We start from the raw sequence: 20595 nt of genomic DNA on the forward strand, positions 1-20595 counted from the left end.
ATATTATAATCCAAATATGAAAATCAGAAATAAACTTCCCGCATTTGGGACGCAATGAATAGTTTACACTAAATATAAAAAAATTATAAAATAATTATTTTTTAAAATAAGAGGAGAACTCATATTTTTATTTATACTCAATGAAAATCAAAGAGCAAACTAGTAAACTAGCCGCAGGTTGCTCAAAACACTGTTTTAAGGTTGAAATGGAACTGACGTAGTCAGTATCCTAAATTAGAACGACTGGAATTGGGCTAAAAATTTCAAAACAAATTGTTGATTTGCATCAGGGCTCTATTTCGTTTGCTAGTGTCCAAAATGAATTCTTTGAAAGTATCATTTCACTTCCGATTTTCAACATTACCAATTAGATAAAAAAATGGAGAAGAACCATTAGAGTCTTCTCCATTTTATTCATCTTTTCTTCCACTTATACCCTGTCTAGAAAAAATAATACACTATTATTATTTTACATTAACAATATCACTGTTCAACAGGTAAGAAATTCCCTACAATAATCCCTACAATTCTAGGATCTTCATCATACGAAAGAAAAATATCTCGATATTTTGGATTGATAGAAACTAACCGTAAGCCCTGTTCTTCCTGATAAACTCTTTTAATGTATGTCTGATTGTTGCAGACTACGGCATAAACTGCACCATCATAATCAAATCCTGTCTCACGAATGAGAGCCACAGAACCATTTTGATATTTGGGTTCCATTGAGTCACCAGAAATCCATGAGGCGAAATCGTGGGCTAGTTCTTCATCAAAATAGACAGTATCATAGTTTTGATCGTTATACACCGATGAACCGATACCAGCAGACATTTGTTCGTAAACATGGTATTCGTATAGTTTTTCTGACATTGAAATAATGTTCTTACATTTTTCTTTTTGAACTAGGCCTCTGACATAACTAAGTGCATTATTCTTACCTTCATCCGATAAAGTATTATATAGTCGGACGATTTCGATCTCTGTAAAAAAACCTTTCGGTACGTTTAGAATCTGCTCTAGTTGTTGCACTTTTTCTCTAGATGGTTGTTTTACTCCACGTTCCCATGCGGAATAGGCTTGATAGCTGACTCCCAACTGATCAGCAATATCTTTTTGAGTCATTTTTAGCTCTTTTCTTCGAGCCTTTAGTTTTTCTGGTTGATACATCACTTACCTCACATTAACAGTAGTTTCAATTCAGCTTTTTGTTTTGCTTCTTTGTCTGTTAGCTTATTTTTATCCCAAACATAAGCTATAGATTTTCCTTTATCATAGATGAGCCATACTTTTAGATTGTCATGACAATTCTTAATTGTCTTCCAATTATCCTGATTTAAAAGTTCAGGTAACTCTTGGCTAGTAACGAAGCCTTTTTTAATTACTGATTGCTCAATCTTATTGATTAGAGAAGTCTGATAGTTGTTGAATTCCTTTATAATCTGATCTTTGACACCGTGAAACAAAAGGAGTAGTGTGGCATTTTGTCCATCAATATAAGCATCGATAGCCTGCCTAATGGTATTTTCTTTTTCAGGATAATATTCTCTAAGAAGATCTAAAAGGCGAAAGAACAATGCCTGTTTTGAGACATTGAGGCTACTTTGAATGTGTTGAAAGGTGTCGCAACTATAATAAATCTTTGACAACAAAACAATGTCAGGCATTAATACTACAGCAGAAAAAATATTCGCTTCTCGCTCTAGTAGGTTCTCCTGATTATCAATAGATTCAGTAAAATAATTTCCTTCATGCTCTAGGATAAAATGTCCCAGTTCATGACATAGAGTAAAATTTTGCTTTACAATTGGATTATCCTTTTCATAGGAAAAACTAATTCCTAATTCATCGATAACAGTTAATCCTTCAATCTTACGATTAGAGAAGTGGTGACTAATCACTTGAATCTGATATTCTTGAATACAGTGTTGAAAGAAGTAGTTGAAATTATAATTTAGTAATGAAATGTCATGATCTTTCATATACTGGTATAACACATGTTTTGTAGACTTACTTATTCTTGTATACAATTCATCCAAAGAATGATACCTCCTTTAAGTATTATTTACAAAACTAAACCGAATGGGTTGAGTTTATTATATAAAAATAGTGGACAGATGTCCACTAAAAGTTTTATTAAGAAAAAAAAAATAAAAATAGAATCTCAGACTGTGTTTTCAGAATTCACTGTGAGTACCTCTTTATAAAAAAATTCAACAAAAGGCGTTACATTCAAATCTTTTTTAAAAGTATTTTCAATTATATATTGGTTTTCATTATTTACACTTTTTTCCTGAATACCAAAATAATTTTTTAAAACACCAAAGTTTTTTTCTTTGTTTTTAATGTCACTATTAAATATTTTTATTATATTTAATTTATCATTCTTATAATTTAAAATTTCACCTTGTAATAAAGAAAAAGCGACTTCTGGAATGTTTTCTATTTTTTGTGAAGTATTTATATAGCCCAATAAATCTTCTCTAATTGTTGAAAATGGTATGTTATCAGAAAATATACGATATTTTACGTAAAAATAACATCTTTTGGAAATATCTATTTCTTTTGTAACATCAATCCAAAATACATCATTATTTTTGTTATTCCTATCTCTAGATAATATCATATTTATCTTATTTACAACTATTGAAGCTATATCCTGAAATTTTTGATCTGTTATTTTTAATAAAATACTGTGTAACAAAGTTTTAAGGTTTTCCAACTCTATATCAGTTTGGTTTATGTATTCTAAAAATTCTTCCGTATTTTCACCTAAACTATTTATAATCTCAATATCCTCGTACATTTTTATCAATTTATCTTCAGCTTCCTTGACGGATAAATTTTCTATATTATCATTTATAAAATACGATACTGGTCCTTGATCGAATCCTAAAGGTACACAACGTCCACCTCGAGCTTCAAAGAGAACTTTATTTATATTCTTATATTTTGTTTCATCTTTTTCATAAAATCCTTTCATTCTTACTTTCTTACTATTGCTATCGTAATTATTACGTAATTCATTATAATTTTGATAATCAAACAAGTACAAATATATGATTACTATTTGTTGACTTAATCTCACCCTCCCTTCTTTTTTTGAAATTTCGCTATCTAACAGGCTCTTAAATTGATTAATTTCTCTCAGTGTCAAATTACTATTTAAAAAATCTTTATCTAGAAAGTCATCTATATAAATATCATTAAAACTGTGATAATAATATTTATCTACAGTTCTTAACTGTTCTTTTAACGATGAAATATAATTTTTTAATACATTTTTAGAGTTTATAGCAACTGGAAGTTCAACTCTTTTATCAATTATTTTATTTAAAAATCTTAAAGATCTATCACTATCGATAGTTATTTTATCAAGATCTCCAACAAAAATAATTGGAATTTTCCCATGAATTATATTGAATAATTTATAAGCCTCTTTTTGCCTTTCAGAAGAGACTCTATCAAAATCATCGACTACTAAAACTACTTTTTTCTTTTTTTTACGTAACTTTCTATTAAATAAAAATATATAAAAACTATCAGATTTTAATTTCAATAACTCAAATGTTGATACTGTTAATGCCACAATTGTAAAAACTGATTTTAAGATAGGAATAAAGATATATTCTAAAAATTTAGATAATTCTTGAGATTTAATACAAGATGATATAAGATTATGAACTATTTTGGATAATCCCAAATTGAAGGTAGGGGTTAAAAGTAATGAGATCACAATAGAAATTATTACAAAAAACCATGCAAAAAAATTATACTTCGGAAATAGGACAGCAAAAGCTAATTCAAAAACGGATCTATCATTTTTTATTTCCCATAACTTTAAATATCTTACTTTCCATCTATTCTTTTTTAAATTTCCCTCGGAATCTTTCTCCGTATCTTTTAAAAAAGTTGTTTTCCCACTTCCCCAAATGCCATTAAGAAAAAATGTTTTATAATTTTTATTTTCATCCTTTTCAACAATCATATTACTAAATTGTTTTGTGGCAATAGAGGTGTCTATGTGATCGATTTTTGAATTCTTTTCTTTCATTTACTTGCTAATTCCTAAACGCTTTCTTTCGTTCTTCCATAAACTCAATCAATTCTTTTTTAAAGACGGTTTTTTCCTCATCAGTTAGACCTTTTGAATTCATACGGAATAACAATTCAATATTATCTAGTTCATCTGATTTTTCTTCTGAGTTCCCAACTAGATAATCAATTGATACATCAAGAATTTGTGCAATCTTGACTAAATTATCTTGTGTTGGTTTTTTAGCTCCACGTTCCCATGAAGCATAAGCTGGTTGCGAAATTCCTAGTTTTTCAGCTACATCGACTTGTGTAAGATGTGCTTGTTTTCTAAGGTTTTTTAATCGTTCCGAAAATTCCATTTTAAACCTCTAAAATTTTTTTGTATTAATTTCAAATAATCTCTTGACAAATATAACCAATGGTTATATAATATAAAATATAGCCGGAAGTTATATTGGTTTTAAAAATAATAACGCCTAACTATCGGCATTATGATCATTGACAATTAAATAAAAAGTGCGTCTGACAACCAGAGGACTGACTATCAAACTACACTAAACTTCGTACCTTTATTGTAATCTATTTGATAGGTAAAGTCAAGTCCGTTTTATGGTTGAAGTGAAGATATAAAACAAGTATTTGTGGGCTTCCACGCATTTCGGACTTTCGCACTTTTCCGAATAGTAAAGTGAACTGGCTTCGCCAAAGGGCGTAAGAGAATCCCTTGGGTATGATCATGACTACCTGAAGAGATTGGCTGGGAAAGCGATGGTAATTGACGCAAAGCACCTTGCTAAACGTTGCCACCGTGGAAAGAGGGATCTTTCCAACCAAATAACTTTTCTTTACTGCTGTCTATCTAATCAGATAGACCTACTCTCAAGCTACTAAGTTCTTTCCTTTTTTCACTTAGTAGCTTTTTTACTTATTACAATAAAGGAGAATGATATGACAAACTTTTTTCGCACTACAATGTAAACGACTATATGATAACTATGAATTTACCTATGGTATGTTTAGTGAATCTGATAAACTACAGGCTAAACTCTATGCTCAAGCCCAAATTGATTTAGACCATCTCGCAGATGCTGCTCGTAGAAATGGCTATGCTCATGGGGATATTCAATTCTATAGTCGTATGTTTAAACGCAAACTTTTTACACACTATTACTCAAGAGTGAAGCAACTAGCTTAACTCTTTTTATTTTACACTCAGAAAGGAAAATCTTATGATCTCAGAAACACTTAAAATGAAACCAGAATTTATTGGCCCTGCTTACTACGAACGTTTAGGAGATGCTCCTAAATTTATTTTTAGAAAAGAAGGCAAATACCAACGTCACATTCTAAACAGCGCAGAGCACGGAGCTTTCCATGTCATTACACCAGCCTCTACAACAGTCTTTCCAGAAGATTCTCTAGTAGAAGCGGTTAACCCAATCTTTTTCCCAGACACTGCTTTAAATGGTAATACTGTTGCACCTTATCTCAATGTCTTTGCGGAAAAATTGGTACTTAAAAAATAAGAAATTAAAGGAGAAAATCACATGGCTAAAATTGGATTAAACTACGGAGAAAAACTACAAATTGCGGATAAGACTTATCGTGTTATTACAGATGGCTTAGATGTCCCAGCAGTCCTTGGAAAACTGACTTTCCGAGGCATTGAAGGTCCTGATATCATCTTTGAAGTGGATCGCTCACAACGAAATCCTGATGGATCATTTGTACAAGTCAATACAGGTGAGATCCGAGGTATTGTTGTAGGGATTCATTCTTCTGTCCAGCACGAAACCCTCTTTTTCACTATCGCAGATATGTCTGAGTCTGAAATTGAAGACTTGGGGATTAAATACCGAGAAGAGATTGAACTAGAAGATATTGTTATCACCCATACCCACGTCAATCGTAATGATATCTATAAGCTCTTTGCTTCTAAAATCAAGAAAAAAGCTGGAGGTGCACCAACCAAAGAAAACAAACCGGTAGAAAATAAGAAGGAAAACTAGGAGGTGATGCAGGATGAAACTCTTTACCTATCGAGGAAAAAGAGTTCGAGTTTTTCATCGTAAACTAAAGGGAATCACATGGTTTGTCTGGTGGTTTCCTTTTTTGTTGGCTATTAGTTACTACAGCTACTTACATCTAGAAGAATTAAAAGTCCATCCCTTACCTCAAGGATATTTTCTAGGAGCTGGGCTTCTCTTTTCTTTAATCTTCTCTTGGTTTATCAATCGGGTTTGCTACAGGAAGATGCTCTTTTTTCAAAAGTTAAATAGCCTTCGAATTCTTTCTCGCTTTTTACTAGAGAATAACCTCTATCTAGTTAAAAAGGTGAGACGTGAAAACAAGATCATTGAAAAAATCACCTTACCTCAAGTGTATATCAAACAGTCTCGCTACAAGATTGAAATAAGTTTCATTCTAGAAGGCAATAAATTTCAAGATCGCTTTCTCAACCTTGGAGCTACGCTTGAAGTCATGTTTAACGGAGACTTTCGTAATAAAACCTTTGATAACCGCTTTATCAAATATGAAATTGCTATTAATCGGATTGATAGTCGGATCACTATTGATGAAGTAAAAGTCAAGGGATCAAAACTCCAGCTCATGAAAGATGTTTCTTGGGATTATATTGAAGAACCTCATCTTCTCATCGGTGGTGGAACAGGTGGAGGAAAAACAGTTGTTCTCATGACCATAATCTATGCACTAGCTAAAGTCGGCTTTGTCGATATCTGTGACCCAAAGAATTCGGACCTTGCTGGATTAAAGAAAATTCCAGTCTTCCATGGTCGGGTTTACACTAGTAAGGAAGATATCATTAACTGTTTTAAAGAGAATGTAGAGTTCATGGAAAAACGCTATGAACGGATGTCTACTTCGCCAAAATTCCAAGCTGGAAAGAATTTTACTCATTATGACATGAAACCAAAATTCATTCTTGTGGACGAGTGGGCAGCTCTTATGGCAAAGATTGATCGAGATTATAGCCAACAGTCGGAGCTCATGGAATATCTCTCACAATTAGTTCTAGAAGGTCGTCAAGCAGGTGTATTTATCATCTTTGCTATGCAACGGCCCGATGGAGAATTTATCAAAACAGCTCTTCGGGATAACTTTATGAAGCGTCTTTCCGTCGGTCATTTAGAATCAACAGGATATGACATGATGTTTGGAGATGCTAATAAAACCAAAGAGTTCAAAAAGCTGGATGAAATTAATGGTGTCAAAATCAAAGGACGGGGCTATATCGCAAACAATGGCGAGCTGGCTGGTGAGTTTTTCTCTCCTTATGTACCGCTTGATCAAGGATTTTCTTTCTATGATGCCTACTCTAACATTCCGATCATGGAGTTTGAAGGTCAAGAATTCTCAGTATTTGAAGAATATAAACCACCGGTTGAAACAATTGATCCTATAGAGGAAGAGGAGTCTATAGAAAACGAACCAAACAAACGACCACTCAAGGAATTTGCGGACGAACAAAATCTTAAAATGCCAACCTTACGCAAGATTATCTATCTCTTAACAGAACAAGGGATCATCTTTGAACGGACTGTATCCGCTATTCTAGTGGATCCTTTTCAAGAAAAACTTCTTCTTGAAATCCTCGCTCAATTTGAAGAGGGAGGACGCAGGTCTTATCCAAAAGCAGTTGAAGCGACGATTGTTCATCATGGGCTAGGACAAGGGCAAGGGCAAGCCTGACCGCAGGTCAGGCGCAGACCGTAGCCCGAAGTCTCTAGGCCATGATGAAACTTCAACCCCCGTTTTCTAATAGGGGGGTTACATTTGGCAAAAACGCCAAGTCCACCCGTCCTCATTCCTTATGGGAGTTGGGTTTTCAATTTTTATGAAGTGTGTCACTTTCGTCAAAAAAGTGTGTCACTTTGTTAGAAAGAGGTGTTGCGATGAATGGACAAAATTAGTCCTTTTCATATTAAGAATTTCAGAAAACAAACGGGACTCAGTCAAAAAGCATTTGCACAAGCTGTTGATCTCCCTACAAGAACCTATCGCTCTTATGAAACAGGCGAAAGAGGACTAATGATTGATAAGTTCAGAGAACTCAAAGAAAGGCTCGGTTACTATCAAGATTGCGATAAAAACAGTCTTCGAGCTCAGATCGACTATCTCCGATTGACCTTTCCTAGATTGAAGGATTTAGATGCTTTCTGTGAAAACTTCCTTCACTGTCATCTAAGCGAATTTACAGACCAAGAAACCCGTCTTATGAACTATACCCACTTATGGCAACGTGGAAATATCTGGATTTTTGATTTCTTTGATAAGTCTGTGACCAATGACTACCAAACTTGTCTTCAACTATCCGGGCAAGGATGCCGTGAGCTGGAATTACTTCTAGAAGACAAGGGAATTACTTGGCAGACCTTTCTTCAAAACATTCTTTATTCCTATGAAGATGTTCGGGTGAAGCGACTCGATATCGCTCTCGATGAACTCTATAAAGGGTATGGTCACGAGGACGAACAAATTCAAATTCCCAAATTGATTGATAAACTCTATTCCAAAGAGATTGTTCTAGATACGATCAAGAAATGGAATATCACGGGTGGTGGATCTTTCACAGATAATGAAGACATGGAAGCTAATCACGGCTTGTCCATTTATTTTGGAAGTCGTCAAAGTCAACTCTACTTCAACTTTTATGAAAAGCGCTATGAAATAGCTCGAATGGAAAACATCTCCTTGGACGAATCTTTGGAGATTTTTGGTATCTGGAATCGCTATGAACTCCGCTTTTCAGATCAGAAAGCTCAAGGTATTGTGGAGGAATATATCAACGGTGTAGATCTCGGAGAAATCGCACGAGGCATCATAAACAAAGAAATCCAAGTCTATGATGGTCTCACTCGATTTGGAGCCTATAAACCCGATGAAAAATGGCAACGTCTCTTTGGGGGTGTCGAACCCTTAAAACTCTCAACCAACCCACAACCATACAGTATTGAGCGAACGATTCGCTGGCTTACCTATCAAGTTGCTAACTCTCTTGCACTAGTCACTGAAGCGGACAAGATCCTCCAAACAGAATACATGAAAATGATTCAGAATAGCGGAGAGATCACTGATCGAGGAAAAGCCATGTTACGACTTCTCAAAGCCAATAAACACTATGAACACTAGAAAGGAAAAACTATATGGAATACAAAGTTCAAATCAATTCACTAGAAAACTTTAAAGCTTGGTCTGGTGGACTAACCACCTTGAACACTGTCCGTGAACGTGGTGGAGTAGATACTCTAACCGTCATTTGTGAAGATATCTTCTCTGGCGATACTCCAACAGAAGGACAAATCAATGACTGGCTCTGGTTTGATTCAGATTTTATCTACCAAGCTCTAGGTTACGATGATCTGCTTGAGGCTTCTTGAGATGTTAAAGAAGATTTATCAAGCAGACTTTCTGCTTCTTCCAGAACAAGAATTCTGGCATATGTACATTCTCTTACGAAAAGGCAAAGACTTCTACTATGAATGCGCTGGAAGATCTACCGAAAAAACACCAGATGCGAAAGGTTTCTATGACTATGAACATGCCTGTTTCACGCTAGATGGTCAAGTGTTGAGCGTAAATAAAAAAATGCGCCCCTCACTCATTACTTATATCCAAAAGACCATCAAAGACAATCAAGAAACATTTAGAAAGGAAATTGAAATGGCTACTAAAACTATTTTTGAAAGGAAAGTCTCTCAAGTCACGAATGAACTGGGAGAATTACTTAAAAAGAAAGATCACAGAGAGGCTTGGACCAAGGCTGGAGAATTAAATAGTCTCCTAAAAAAAGAAGAAGCCAAAGACCTAAAGCCTGACCTGATCGAAAAACTCCAAACTGAGCTACGAGGCTACTATTACATTAATGGCGAGATCGAAAAAGCCAATAAGCGCCTTTATGCAAAAGGATCAAAGCTCATTGAGCTTGCTGGTCTCTAAAGGAGGATCTATGGATAAAGCTAAACGCTACTTGCTTCAAGCGAAAGAATATCTTTCACACTTTAAAAAGGTGGAGAAAAAAGGAGGACCACCAAAGCTAAAAGTCACCAATAAAAAGACCGTCAATATCGCAGTCATAGGAGGAATTTCTTTCCTCCTTTTTGTTGGTTTCTTGGGATCTATCCGTGCTATCACACTCTCAAATAAGGTAAGTACACTACAAGTCCAAGTAGAATCCACCCAAAAGCAACAGACACAGCCTATGGAGTCGAGTAGAAAATATGACTATAAACTCCAGTATTACTTGAATGACTACGTCTATGCCTATTTCACTCTTCCACAAGAAAGCGATAAACAAAAAGCTCAAGTTGACTACTTAAATAAATTTTACAACTACATCCCTGATGTAAAATCTCAAGGACAAGTTCGAAATCCAAGCTCACTTGTCTATTCTCAGTTAGTGACTGTAGAAGGGAAAGTTGCGACCTATAAGGTTAAATACAAGGAAAGCATCCATCGGGATAACAACACAGAAGAAAAAGAAATTGTGACAGGCTTCAATATTCCTTTTGATGAAAAAGATGGAAAATATTACGTTTCTGGCCTTCCTTGGTTTTCTGCCATTGAATCCTCACAAGCTGGACACTTTAGCGAAGACGATCAGCTCCAACTAACCGCGAATGATCACTTTTCAGATGGTCAGCGTAAGAAAGTTGAAAAGTTCCTCAAGGTCTTCTTTACCAACTATACTACTAACCAAGACAACCTCAATCTGATTGCTAAGGATGTGGATATCATCGCAAATAGCACTTTCAAAACGATCGACTACACTTATCTCAAACAGGACGGTGATGATTTAATCGCTTATGTCCAAGCTACCTTTGAAGTTGGAGGGACCACTCACTCGGAAAACTTCACCTTTACTCTCTCAGAAAAAGAAAAGACCTACTATGTCTCAAAACTAGAACACACCATTCCACTGAATTATGCAAATGATAAAGAATAGGAGAACTCTATGAATACAAACAATCTACGAACCTTCCTTCAGGGTGATGGAATTTGGATCCTGACAGCTATTGCTGTGCTCTTAGCGATCAAGTCTTGGCGGAACAGCTCTTGGCTTCAACTCTTCTCTGTCGTTGGTTTCTATGCCGTTATTGTTTCAATTGCGAAAGGACAAGATATCCTAAAAGCAGTCGGCTGGTTCCTGCGACTCTTCGGTATTGAATCAGGACTCTAAGTATGAATGAAGAAAGACTTTATGATTACAGTAAGGGCCTAAATGCTCCTTATTGGATCCAAGAAATCAAGACAAAAAAGGGCACTCGACTATGGTACTTTGCGACACCCATGCAGTTGTCCTTTTTCATTGTTTTTATCATCGTCTTTGTGGCCATGTTACTCTTTGGAGGTTTTATCTTTGTGCCACTCGCAAAAATCACTCACTCAATTTCTCTCTTGCTCTATTGGTATCTCCCTTACAAATTGGCCAAGTTCTATACTGAATACGAGCCTCACGGTAAAAAGATGCACGTCTTTATTGGAGATTACCTGATTTACTTTTGGGACTTTAAGATCAATAAAAAAGCTATCTACCATGAAGATCGAATAGAGCCTGTAGAAGAAATTGTCTTTGAAAAAACAAATCTATAGAAAAGGAGGGCCTATGAGTATTACTTTAACTTATCCTATAAGGGAAACACATGAAAATCTAGCTCTCAAAAAAGATCAAACAGTCGTTGCTTATTATCGTATTCCAAACACTCCCATCACAATTACAGATGATGAAAAAAAGGGCAAACATAAAATTACGGTTGCTCAAATGATGAAGAAGCTCCAGAAAAACAAGTTCTTTGAAATATCTCTGATCCCTAAAGACTATCTCTTAGAAGAGAAAATGAGAGACTTTTCAGATGCTCTAGCAGATGACAGTCGTGAACTAGGAGAAGAACTTCTTCTCTACACAGTGGATCGCCTAACAGATGAAATGGAAATCCCTTATCAGTTTGACTGGGTCGTAGGAGTGACTTTACGCAAACAAAATCATGGAGCTACAGTAAAAGACTTGGCCTATGAGAGCTTTAATGAGTTCACTGAAAAGATCGCAAAGGGTCTTGGCTATGAATATGAATTATGTCCCACCTGGTATGAAGACTATAAAAGTGATGAATTCACCATTTTCCAAGCCTTCTCAGTTCTTCGGGCAAAGCGTTTATCCAATGAAGAACTCTTTTATTACCAGCGGATGCAATACCTTCGCTATATCCCTCACTACAAGAAGGAGGTGCTCGCTAATCGTGCTCAATTCAATATCACAGACACCTTGATCAAAGTCCTAAAAGGTGGCTTTCTTAAGCTAGAAAGCCCCTATGGTTCATCTTTTGTGACGATTCTTCCTGTAGGTAAATTTCCTGTTCAATTCAACGGTTTTCATCTTGGCGAATTTATCCAACGTTTGAACTTCCCCGTTGAACTACGAATCAAGGCAGAATTCATTGATACCGGTAAGATCAAAGGTCGAATGGGACGATCGAATACACGTTACAGAAACATCATGGAAGAGGCAGAAAATACTGATACTGTTCAACAAGACGAGATCATCATGGGTTCCATCTCCCTAAAGGACTTAATGAAGAAAGTCGGAAACAAGGAAGATATCATCGAATATGGAGCCTATCTGATTGTTTCTGCTTCTAGTGTGAACCAACTACGACAAAGACGGCAAGTAGTTTTGAATTACTTTGATGATATGGGCGTTGAAATCAGTGAAGCCTCTCAAGACGGACCTTATCTCTTTCAAGCTCTGCTTTATGGAGAAAACCTCCAAAAGAAAACTCGCACCTGGACACATATGGTCACAGCTCGTGGATTTTCAGAACTCATGCCCTTCACCAATACCTCTTCTGGAAATCGTATCGGTTGGTATATCGGCCGAGTAGATAACTGGACAGGCCGTTGGGACAATATTGCAAAAGCTATTGATTCCTCAAAGAACATTGTCCTCTACAATGCGACAGTCGGAAATAAAGAAGATATCGCTGGAAAGATCACCAAGAACCCACACATCATTATTACGGGGGCAACAGGTCAAGGAAAATCCTTCCTTGCTCAGATCATCTTTTTAAGTGTGGCTTTACAAAATGTTAAAACCCTTTATATCGACCCTAAACGTGAACTTAGAAATCACTACCAAGAAGTGATCAACTCACCTGAATTTGCACGTCTCTATCCTGAACGCAAGAAACAGATTGAGAACTTTAACTTTGTGACACTGGATAGCTCACTACCATCAAACCACGGAGTCTTAGATCCTATTGTTGTTCTAGATAAAGAACAAGCTGTAGAAGTCGCAAAAAACATGCTTGAGTTTCTACTACAAGCTGTAGATGATGTCACGATGGATCAAAAAACAGCTATCACAGAAGCTATTAGTGCGATTGTAGAAAAACGAGTCGCTGGTGAGAAGGTCGGATTTAAACACGTCCTAAAAGTTCTGAGAGACTCTACTTCCTCTGAAATTGCTTCGGTTGGTCGTTATCTGACCTCAATTGTCACAAACTCTATCTTGGAACTAGCCTTTTCAGATGGAACCACTCAAGGACTTAACTACGAGTCACGAGTGACCATCCTAGAGGTCAATAACCTCAAACTACCAAAAGACGATTCCACAAAAATTTCAGATCATGAACGCAATTCTATTGCCCTCATGTTTGCGCTGGGTGCCTTCTGTACCCACTTTGGAGAACGAAATGAAAATGAGGATACCATTGAGTTCTTTGATGAAGCATGGATTCTTATGAAGTCCGCAGAAGGAAAAGCCGTTATCAAAAATATGCGTCGGATTGGACGCTCCAAAAACAATACCTTGGCACTGATTACTCAATCTGTACATGATGCAGAAAATGACGATGATACAACTGGATTTGGGACTATCTTTGCTTTCTATGAAAAGTCAGAACGAGAAGATATCCTAAAACACGTCAATCTTGAAGTCACTGAAAGCAATCTCGAATGGATTGATAATATGATCTCTGGCCAATGCCTGTACTATGACGTGTATGGCAATCTCAATATGATTTCCGTACACAACATCTTTGAAGATATTGATATGCTTCTAAAACCAATGAAAGCTACGGTATCATCAAGCCTTGAAAATAAATACGCTAGTTAGGAGGTGGATCCATGCAAGAAGCTTTTGACAAACTAAGAGGAGTCGATATCTTCTCTCTCAAGTCCTATATGGAGCCTACTGGGTTCGCTTCTTTTAACGGGGCTTGGGTTCTGATTAATGAGCTTTTCGTCAACTTCTTCTTTTTCATTCTAAATGCAGTGGTAGGCTTCTTTTCTTTGCTGATTCGGATTCTTGAAAAGATTGATCTCTACTCCAACTACAAGAACTATGTCTTTAATGGAGCCATGAATATCTGGAAAGGATTCATCGGTTCAAGCTCTGGTGGAGTCGCCAAACAATCACTCGTTTCGATGTTGCTTCTGATTCTAGCGTTCTATCTCTTTTATCAGTTTTTCTTTTCTAAGGGAGCTTTTTCAAGGACTCTCCTTCATGTCTTTCTAGTTCTCATCCTTGGTTTTGGTTACTTTGGAACAGTTGCAGGGACCTCTGGTGGTCTTTATCTGCTTGATACAATCAATAATGTCTCTAAAGAGGTCACTAAAAATATCACTCATATTAAAGTAGAATATGGAAAAAATAAGACGATCAAAATCGGTGATTCTATGGCAGATAGCTATATAGCAGAAACATCTTATAAAGCCTATGTCTTTGTCAATACTGGCCAAGAAAATGGTAAATATAAGAATAGCCAAAATGGAAAACAAGAAACTTTTGACGATAGTAAGGTATTAGGAACAGGCGATAAAAATGGAAACTTTACAGCGGTTAAATCCAAAGATCGCAATAAATATCTGGATGAACTAGGCAATGGAGCTAATGAAGATGGCGAAAAGAACCGTTGGGTTTCGGCAATGCCTGATTTCATCTTTACTCGTATGTTTTATGTCATTTTTAAAATTTTTGACGCTTTTGTATTAGCAATACCAGTTATTTTGATTCAAATGTTAAATGTCATTGCTCAGACACTCGTTCTGATGATGATCCTGCTCTTTCCAATTGTGCTATTAATGTCTTTTGTGCCAAGAATGCAGGATCTGATTTTTGGAGTCTTGAAAGTCATGTTTGGTGGGCTTCTTTTTCCAGCTATCACGAGTCTATTAACTCTGTTAGTCTTCTATATTGAGAAAATGATTGAAAATATTGTCATTACTGGCTTTGATAGTATCCTTAAAACACTTCCATCCTTGATCATCTTTGGTCTGGTCTTTAAACTACTCATTTCGGTTGTCTCAAAAGGACTTGTATACTTCCTTCTATGGAAATACAAAGCTGAGTTGATCCAATTCATTCTTGGCTCTAAAGCACGAATGGTGGCGAGTGACATTGGAAACAAAGTTGAAAAAGGAGTCACAAAGACCAGAGAGGTGGCTTCACAAGTACCATCGAGAAGTCTTTCATCTGCTCAACACCTTGGAAACTTTGCCTTAGCAGGTGCTGGATTTGGAGCTGGGATGATGATGAATGCCAAGAGTCACTTCCAAAATGTTGGTTCTTTCTTTACCAATAAGGGTTCAGAGCACCAACTTGATGAAGTGCTCCCAACGGAAACACTTGAGACTCCAGTAACTCCAGATGCTCCAGAACCAAGCATTCCGAAAACAAAGGCAACGCTTGAAAGTGTTAAACCAGTTGAAGAAAAAACACCAACTCCTTCAATGGGAACCCCAATCACGGTGGAGCCAACACCAAGTTCAAACGAAGAATTAAAGACACTAAAAGAAGAATGGATTTCTCCATTTAAACAACTCCGCATTAATAGTATTGAGCACAAATTAGAGGAATATAAAGATCCTCAAGCCATGTATAAAGCCCAAGGATCGAATGCCTTCACTCGTGCTTATAGGAAAACCATGACACGAGATGATAAATTGAGAACCAATATTGAACGAAGAGACCGATTAACAGAACGCTTAAGACAACTTAGAGGAGAATGATATGAATACCAAGATACGCTCAAGAACTGCTTTTCCAAGAGTTCTTGAAGAAACTCTTTATCAAGCCTACCAAGAAGGAAAACGCTCAGTCGATTTCCTTCTTTTGTTTCCAGTATCAGAACAAGAAAGAGACAAAATCATCTTACAGGCTAAGTCCTATTCAGTCGTTTTAGATGCAAAATGGCGTTTTGGGACTGTTCTGTTCACTGCTTATATAAGACATTAACTAGAAAGGAGATTCGATGAAAAAACTAAAATGGTTTCTATTAGCTGGTCTCATTCCTCTCTTTCTACCGGTCCTCATTATCATTATCCTTATGGGGGCTGTCGGAGGGGGCGGAACAAATGGCTCACCCCAATCCCAAAATGGAGTGACTTATGCGGATCACTGGTCAGATGGAGATCCCTATACTCATAACTTACTTGTTCATCGCTTCGGTATCACGGCAGAGCAATTAGACGGCTTTTTAGATACGTTAGGAATCTCCTATGATAAGAACCGAATTAATGGAAAAAAGCTTCTCGAATGGGAAGCTAAATCAAATCTTGATGTCCGTGGAATCGTTGCGATCGCACTAAATGAAAGCTCTCTTGGAACTGCTGGGGTGGCCACCAATCCTGGAGCCAATATGTTTGGGTTTGGAGCCTATGACTCCAATCCAGAATATGCCAATAACTTCAATGATGAAATTGCTGTTGTCGGACTAACCCAGCAAACCATCATTGGGAATAAAAACCAAACCTTCAAAATTCAAGATGATAAGGCTAAAAAGTTTGCGAATGGAACACTCAATCCAGCAACTGATGGTGGGGTCTATTTCACAGATACCACCGGATCAGGAAAAAGACGTGCAGAAACCATGCAAAAACTGGATGCCTTCATTGATGAACATGGAGGAACACCAAAAGCACCTGAACAAACGACAGGAAAAACTAGAGATGGTGGCGGAGTAACTTCAAATGATATACCTGTAGGTTATAGTTTGACAACAGCTATTGATACCACAGGATATATCACTAGTACCTATCCTTGGGGACAATGTACCTGGTATGTCTTCAACCGTGGAAAACAAGTCGGAGTCAACTTTGATCCATTTATGGGAAATGGTGGCCAATGGATGAATAAGCCAGGATTCACAATAACCCATACACCAACAGAACACTCTGCTCTATCATTTAGCCCTGGACAAGCTGGAGCTGATCCAATATACGGACATATTTCATTTGTGGAACAAGTTAAATCAGACGGCTCAATTCTCGTCTCAGAATGTAATGTGAAAGGATTAGGGATCATTAGTTATCGTACATTTGATGCGGAAACTGCAAAACAATTTACCTATGTTATTGGACATTAGAAAGGAATAGATATAGATGATTCAAGTTGTAGATAAAAATGATTTAATGGAATTGATTGGATATTCTGAAACACAAGCTAGTAAATTAATACGAAAGGCTAAAAGCCAGCTTGTACAAGAAGGATTTGAATGGTATAAGAATAAACGTATTGGACGTGTACCAATTATTACAGTTGAATCCATTCTTGGTTTTCAAATACAATTAAAAAATGATATAATTGAGGGGAACCTTCAAAGCGCTGTCATGACTGAAGGAGAAAAATAGCATGGCGGTAATTAAACAGGACGATGGACTGTGGCTAGTTGATATTAGTGATGGTAAAAGTTCCTTAACTGGCAAACGTATACGACACCGCAAATCTAATTTTTTAACGAAAAAAGAAGCAGAGGAATATGAGGCTTATTACCGTATCCATAAGTTAAATCAGATACAGAATACACAAAAACTCACCATTTCCTCTCTTTATGTAATGTTAAAAGAAGAAGATGAGCTTCGTGGAAATAAAAGAGGTACAGTAGATACCCAGAACTCATACTATACCCAATATGTATCGCGATTCTTTGAAAATGCTGATATGTCTTCAGTTACCATTCAAGATGTAAAAAAATATCGAGATTGGTTAATCGAACAGCCTAGTGTAAAAGGTGGCACACTTACAGCAACGCATATTAACCAACAAATGATTTTTGTTCACAAGTTGTTTGATATCGCTATTTCAAAAGGTTTTAGACAGGATAATCCATGTGATGCTATTCGGAAACTTCCAGAAAAGCATAAAGAAATGTCTTACTATACTCCTGAACAATTCAAGGAGTTTGAGTCCTATTTCGAAGAAAGTGAATATCCTTTTAAACTTCTATATCGTGTACTCATGTTTACGGGAATTCGTATGGGGGAGGCACTTGCCTTAACTTGGAGAGATGTTTTTCTTGATGAGGGATATATCAAGATCCGTAAGTCGGCCTATTATCGTAATGGAAAAACACATATTGGATCTGTAAAGACAACTCAATCAAATAGAGAGATCTACATCCATAAAGCTTTTGTGGATGAGTTGAGAACATGGAAATCAATTCAAAGTCAGAAGCTGGCTAAGCTAACTGATTCAACAGATGATTTACAGATTTTCCAATTTTCAGGGGAGCCTATGACTGCTCCAAATGTCTCTAACTTTAGAGCATCATTCAAGAAACGATTGCCAGAAGAATTCAAATTGATTCGAAACCATGATTTTAGGCATTCGCATGTTGCCTTTTTAATTAATCAGGGATTGAGGAGAGGAGAAGGAAAGGATTATATCTTTTTCACTCTGATGAAACGACTAGGACATAGTTCTATCAATACAACAATAAATATCTACTCACATTTGTTCCCATCACAACAAAAAGAAGTCGCTAATGCATTTGACGATTTTTAGAAAAATGGGCAGAAGTGGGCAGTAAAAATTAAGCAACAGGGTCTAAACCCTTGATACGAAAGGAATCTAGAAAACATTATGATGAATATGCAAAATATGATGAAGCAAGCTCAAAAATTGCAAAAGCAAATGGAGCAAAGCCAAGCGGAGCTAGCTGCAACTCAATTTGTCGGAAAATCTGCTCAAGATTTGGTTGTCGCGACTCTTACAGGTGATAAGAAGGTCTTCTCCATTGATTTCAATGTTGCAGTGGTCGATCCTGAAGATACAGAAACTCTTTCTGATATGACGGTTCAAGCCATCAATGCTGCCATTGAAGAAATTGATGCTGCAACCAAGAAAAAACTCGGTGCTTTCGCAGGGAAATTGCCATTTTAAGCTAAGGAAGTTTTCATTAACTCAAAAGAGGCTGGGACAAAAGTCCTAGCCTCTTAATTGATTTTTGGATTGTTGAGTAGGACGCAGTGGTTGAGTAGGCTCTACTACGCTGATTTCATCAGCTTTTACAGCCCTACTCAACTGTGCGGAGGTGGGACGACGAAATCGAATTCTAACGAATGACCGATTTCTGTCTCACTCTCTTTTTTTATTCATCAAAAAATCCGGATAAGTCCAAGCCTCCGAATGGGTTGGTGGAGAAGTTTTCTTGCTCTTCAAGGAGGGTACGGCCTTGATCAAATTCGAGGAATTGTTCGTAGACAAGGGCTGTCATGCGGGCATCCTCTAAGCTATCGTGTGATTTTCCTGCAACTCCCAAAAATTCTGCAACAGTGTGGAGTTGGAGATTTTTAATGCCGTGGAGGTCAGATGGACGGCGTTCGAAAGCCTCGTCAAAGACATCGACAGCGTACTGGTCTTCTAAATCCAAGCCATTTTCAAGTAGGATGGGTAGGTCGCTCTTTTTGGCATTGTATCCGATCAAGGGCCGGTCTCCTACAAAGGCCTTGAATTCGCTGAGGACCTGTTCTAGTTGTGGGGCATTTTGGATCTTGTCCTGGGTAATGCCAGTCAGGCCGTTAATAAAGCTTTTTAGGGGCTTATCGGTGTAGACGTAGGAGTCGTAGTGATCGACTTCTTTACCGTCCGTAAAACGTACTGCAGACACCTGGATGATCTGATAGGCGCCTTCGTATTGGTTAAATTCGAGGTCAAAGGCGATATAATCTTCTAATGCTTTCATGGGAAATCTCCTGTGGTAGAAAAGAAAAGGGACTGGTAGGATCCAGCCCCGGATTATCGACGGAAAACGCGTGCCCAGAAACCTTTGCTTTCTTGCTCTTGAACTTTTTCGTTGGCTTGTTCGAGTTCAAGTTTCAAGGTATCGCGGTCGTTCATTGCTTGTAAAGTCAATTGTTGTTGTTGGTCCAATTGCTTGTCTTTTTCAGCAATTTGAACGTCTTTCACGCGCAACTGTTCATCTTTCTTAGCGAGTTGCTCGTCTTTGGCTTTGAGTTGCTCGTAGAGACGGACGATTTCAGCATTTTTTTCATCTACTAAAATTTCCATCAATTCGCGTTGCTTCACATCATCGCTGACTGGCTCATCTTCAAAAATAGTTTTTTTGTAGATTTCTTCGAGCTTGATCAAGCCACTACGGGTTACAACGGTAACCCCTTTTTCGTTTTTTTGGGTATCTTCTGGAGCCAGCGCCTTGACACGGTTATTGACCGCCTGGCGGCTGACTCCTAAAATTTCAGCAATTTCGCTGACAGTTTTTTCAATCGCCATAACTTCCTCTAATATCTTTTTCTATGAAATAC

General features: G+C 37.1%; 23 protein-coding genes. 17 read left to right on the top strand and 6 right to left on the bottom strand.

Annotated elements, in window-relative coordinates:
- Positions 1-483: 483 nt before the first annotated feature.
- The 4 genes from HMPREF2926_RS05550 to HMPREF2926_RS05565 all read right to left on the bottom strand — a co-directional run bounded on the left by HMPREF2926_RS05550 (position 484) and on the right by HMPREF2926_RS05565 (position 4397).
- Positions 484-1170, bottom strand: a complete 687-nt coding sequence (locus tag HMPREF2926_RS05550; protein WP_049488294.1) for an XRE family transcriptional regulator — start codon at positions 1168-1170, stop codon at positions 484-486.
- 8 nt (positions 1171-1178) lie between these two features.
- Entirely contained in the window at positions 1179-2039 is an 861-nt protein-coding gene (locus HMPREF2926_RS05555; protein ID WP_070586801.1) for an ImmA/IrrE family metallo-endopeptidase, read from the bottom strand.
- Positions 2040-2164: 125 nt separating this feature from the next.
- On the bottom strand, positions 2165-4054 hold the full coding sequence (locus HMPREF2926_RS05560; protein WP_070586803.1) for a P-loop NTPase fold protein: 1890 nt from the start codon (positions 4052-4054) through the stop codon (positions 2165-2167).
- A gap of 7 nt (positions 4055-4061) precedes the next feature.
- Positions 4062-4397: a helix-turn-helix domain-containing protein gene (locus HMPREF2926_RS05565; RefSeq protein WP_049488289.1), complete on the bottom strand. Its 336-nt coding sequence runs from the start codon at positions 4395-4397 to the stop codon at positions 4062-4064.
- Between the two features lie 653 nt (positions 4398-5050).
- Between HMPREF2926_RS05565 and HMPREF2926_RS05570 the strand changes: the two genes are divergently transcribed.
- The 17 genes from HMPREF2926_RS05570 to HMPREF2926_RS05650 all read left to right on the top strand — a co-directional run bounded on the left by HMPREF2926_RS05570 (position 5051) and on the right by HMPREF2926_RS05650 (position 19213).
- Positions 5051-5233, top strand: coding sequence for a hypothetical protein (locus HMPREF2926_RS05570; RefSeq protein ID WP_049488287.1), 183 nt, complete (start codon positions 5051-5053; stop codon positions 5231-5233).
- 34 nt (positions 5234-5267) lie between these two features.
- Positions 5268-5564, top strand: a complete 297-nt coding sequence (locus HMPREF2926_RS05575) for a hypothetical protein (protein ID WP_049488286.1) — start codon at positions 5268-5270, stop codon at positions 5562-5564.
- A gap of 21 nt (positions 5565-5585) precedes the next feature.
- Positions 5586-6047 carry a conjugal transfer protein gene (locus HMPREF2926_RS05580; protein ID WP_070586805.1) on the top strand — a complete coding sequence of 154 codons (462 nt, stop codon included), beginning with the start codon at positions 5586-5588 and terminating at the stop codon, positions 6045-6047.
- Positions 6048-6060: 13 nt separating this feature from the next.
- Positions 6061-7749, top strand: coding sequence for an FtsK/SpoIIIE domain-containing protein (locus tag HMPREF2926_RS05585; RefSeq protein ID WP_070586807.1), 1689 nt, complete (start codon positions 6061-6063; stop codon positions 7747-7749).
- 207 nt (positions 7750-7956) lie between these two features.
- The gene (locus HMPREF2926_RS05590) at positions 7957-9189 is read left to right on the top strand and encodes a replication initiation factor domain-containing protein (protein WP_070586812.1); all 1233 of its coding nucleotides are present in this window, start codon (positions 7957-7959) and stop codon (positions 9187-9189) included.
- A gap of 14 nt (positions 9190-9203) precedes the next feature.
- Positions 9204-9437: a hypothetical protein gene (locus tag HMPREF2926_RS05595; protein ID WP_000456042.1), complete on the top strand. Its 234-nt coding sequence runs from the start codon at positions 9204-9206 to the stop codon at positions 9435-9437.
- 1 nt (position 9438) lies between these two features.
- Entirely contained in the window at positions 9439-9996 is a 558-nt protein-coding gene (locus HMPREF2926_RS05600; protein WP_070586814.1) for a conjugal transfer protein, read from the top strand.
- Between the two features lie 10 nt (positions 9997-10006).
- Positions 10007-11002, top strand: coding sequence for a conjugal transfer protein (locus HMPREF2926_RS05605; RefSeq protein WP_070586815.1), 996 nt, complete (start codon positions 10007-10009; stop codon positions 11000-11002).
- A gap of 9 nt (positions 11003-11011) precedes the next feature.
- Entirely contained in the window at positions 11012-11236 is a 225-nt protein-coding gene (locus tag HMPREF2926_RS05610; protein ID WP_070586816.1) for a hypothetical protein, read from the top strand.
- A gap of 2 nt (positions 11237-11238) precedes the next feature.
- The gene (locus tag HMPREF2926_RS05615) at positions 11239-11649 is read left to right on the top strand and encodes a conjugal transfer protein (protein ID WP_049503699.1); all 411 of its coding nucleotides are present in this window, start codon (positions 11239-11241) and stop codon (positions 11647-11649) included.
- 13 nt (positions 11650-11662) lie between these two features.
- Positions 11663-14167 (top strand): ATP-binding protein, encoded by a 2505-nt coding sequence (locus tag HMPREF2926_RS05620; protein WP_070586817.1) that lies wholly within the window; start codon positions 11663-11665, stop codon positions 14165-14167.
- Positions 14168-14178: 11 nt separating this feature from the next.
- Positions 14179-16062, top strand: coding sequence for a phage tail family protein (locus HMPREF2926_RS05625; protein ID WP_070586818.1), 1884 nt, complete (start codon positions 14179-14181; stop codon positions 16060-16062).
- 1 nt (position 16063) lies between these two features.
- Positions 16064-16288, top strand: coding sequence for a hypothetical protein (locus HMPREF2926_RS05630; RefSeq protein ID WP_001092961.1), 225 nt, complete (start codon positions 16064-16066; stop codon positions 16286-16288).
- Positions 16289-16304: 16 nt separating this feature from the next.
- Entirely contained in the window at positions 16305-17417 is a 1113-nt protein-coding gene (locus HMPREF2926_RS05635; RefSeq protein ID WP_070586819.1) for a CHAP domain-containing protein, read from the top strand.
- A 16-nt stretch (positions 17418-17433) separates the two neighbouring features.
- Positions 17434-17682 carry a DUF3173 family protein gene (locus HMPREF2926_RS05640; RefSeq protein WP_003005186.1) on the top strand — a complete coding sequence of 83 codons (249 nt, stop codon included), beginning with the start codon at positions 17434-17436 and terminating at the stop codon, positions 17680-17682.
- Position 17683: 1 nt separating this feature from the next.
- The gene (locus HMPREF2926_RS05645; protein WP_070586820.1) at positions 17684-18835 is read left to right on the top strand and encodes a site-specific integrase; all 1152 of its coding nucleotides are present in this window, start codon (positions 17684-17686) and stop codon (positions 18833-18835) included.
- A 78-nt stretch (positions 18836-18913) separates the two neighbouring features.
- Positions 18914-19213, top strand: coding sequence for a YbaB/EbfC family nucleoid-associated protein (locus HMPREF2926_RS05650; RefSeq protein ID WP_070586821.1), 300 nt, complete (start codon positions 18914-18916; stop codon positions 19211-19213).
- Positions 19214-19421: 208 nt separating this feature from the next.
- On the opposite strand, the gene HMPREF2926_RS05655 is transcribed toward HMPREF2926_RS05650, so the two are convergent.
- A complete protein-coding gene (locus HMPREF2926_RS05655) occupies positions 19422-20015 on the bottom strand; it encodes a 3'-5' exonuclease (RefSeq protein WP_013904187.1) in 594 nt (197 codons plus the stop codon).
- Between the two features lie 53 nt (positions 20016-20068).
- Complete coding sequence (locus HMPREF2926_RS05660; protein WP_003008835.1) at positions 20069-20563, bottom strand: DUF536 domain-containing protein; 495 nt, start codon at positions 20561-20563, stop codon at positions 20069-20071.
- Positions 20564-20595: the final 32 nt, after the last annotated feature.

The organism is Streptococcus sp. HMSC078D09 (assembly GCF_001813675.1).
Classification (GTDB): Bacteria; Bacillota; Bacilli; order Lactobacillales; family Streptococcaceae; genus Streptococcus.

Excerpts from the sequence above, each read along its gene's own strand:
- HMPREF2926_RS05550 (WP_049488294.1), bottom strand. The coding sequence starts at position 1,170 with ATGTATCAACCAGAAAAACTAAAGGCTCGAAGAAAAGAGCTAAAAATG.
- HMPREF2926_RS05560 (WP_070586803.1), bottom strand. The coding sequence starts at position 4,054 with ATGAAAGAAAAGAATTCAAAAATCGATCACATAGACACCTCTATTGCC.
- HMPREF2926_RS05565 (WP_049488289.1), bottom strand. The coding sequence starts at position 4,397 with ATGGAATTTTCGGAACGATTAAAAAACCTTAGAAAACAAGCACATCTT.
- HMPREF2926_RS05570 (WP_049488287.1), top strand. The coding sequence starts at position 5,051 with ATGTTTAGTGAATCTGATAAACTACAGGCTAAACTCTATGCTCAAGCC.
- HMPREF2926_RS05575 (WP_049488286.1), top strand. The coding sequence starts at position 5,268 with ATGATCTCAGAAACACTTAAAATGAAACCAGAATTTATTGGCCCTGCT.
- HMPREF2926_RS05580 (WP_070586805.1), top strand. The coding sequence starts at position 5,586 with ATGGCTAAAATTGGATTAAACTACGGAGAAAAACTACAAATTGCGGAT.
- HMPREF2926_RS05585 (WP_070586807.1), top strand. The coding sequence starts at position 6,061 with ATGAAACTCTTTACCTATCGAGGAAAAAGAGTTCGAGTTTTTCATCGT.
- HMPREF2926_RS05590 (WP_070586812.1), top strand. The coding sequence starts at position 7,957 with ATGGACAAAATTAGTCCTTTTCATATTAAGAATTTCAGAAAACAAACG.
- HMPREF2926_RS05595 (WP_000456042.1), top strand. The coding sequence starts at position 9,204 with ATGGAATACAAAGTTCAAATCAATTCACTAGAAAACTTTAAAGCTTGG.
- HMPREF2926_RS05600 (WP_070586814.1), top strand. The coding sequence starts at position 9,439 with ATGTTAAAGAAGATTTATCAAGCAGACTTTCTGCTTCTTCCAGAACAA.
- HMPREF2926_RS05605 (WP_070586815.1), top strand. The coding sequence starts at position 10,007 with ATGGATAAAGCTAAACGCTACTTGCTTCAAGCGAAAGAATATCTTTCA.
- HMPREF2926_RS05610 (WP_070586816.1), top strand. The coding sequence starts at position 11,012 with ATGAATACAAACAATCTACGAACCTTCCTTCAGGGTGATGGAATTTGG.
- HMPREF2926_RS05615 (WP_049503699.1), top strand. The coding sequence starts at position 11,239 with ATGAATGAAGAAAGACTTTATGATTACAGTAAGGGCCTAAATGCTCCT.
- HMPREF2926_RS05620 (WP_070586817.1), top strand. The coding sequence starts at position 11,663 with ATGAGTATTACTTTAACTTATCCTATAAGGGAAACACATGAAAATCTA.
- HMPREF2926_RS05625 (WP_070586818.1), top strand. The coding sequence starts at position 14,179 with ATGCAAGAAGCTTTTGACAAACTAAGAGGAGTCGATATCTTCTCTCTC.
- HMPREF2926_RS05630 (WP_001092961.1), top strand. The coding sequence starts at position 16,064 with ATGAATACCAAGATACGCTCAAGAACTGCTTTTCCAAGAGTTCTTGAA.
- HMPREF2926_RS05635 (WP_070586819.1), top strand. The coding sequence starts at position 16,305 with ATGAAAAAACTAAAATGGTTTCTATTAGCTGGTCTCATTCCTCTCTTT.
- HMPREF2926_RS05640 (WP_003005186.1), top strand. The coding sequence starts at position 17,434 with ATGATTCAAGTTGTAGATAAAAATGATTTAATGGAATTGATTGGATAT.
- HMPREF2926_RS05645 (WP_070586820.1), top strand. The coding sequence starts at position 17,684 with ATGGCGGTAATTAAACAGGACGATGGACTGTGGCTAGTTGATATTAGT.
- HMPREF2926_RS05650 (WP_070586821.1), top strand. The coding sequence starts at position 18,914 with ATGATGAATATGCAAAATATGATGAAGCAAGCTCAAAAATTGCAAAAG.
- HMPREF2926_RS05655 (WP_013904187.1), bottom strand. The coding sequence starts at position 20,015 with ATGAAAGCATTAGAAGATTATATCGCCTTTGACCTCGAATTTAACCAA.
- HMPREF2926_RS05660 (WP_003008835.1), bottom strand. The coding sequence starts at position 20,563 with ATGGCGATTGAAAAAACTGTCAGCGAAATTGCTGAAATTTTAGGAGTC.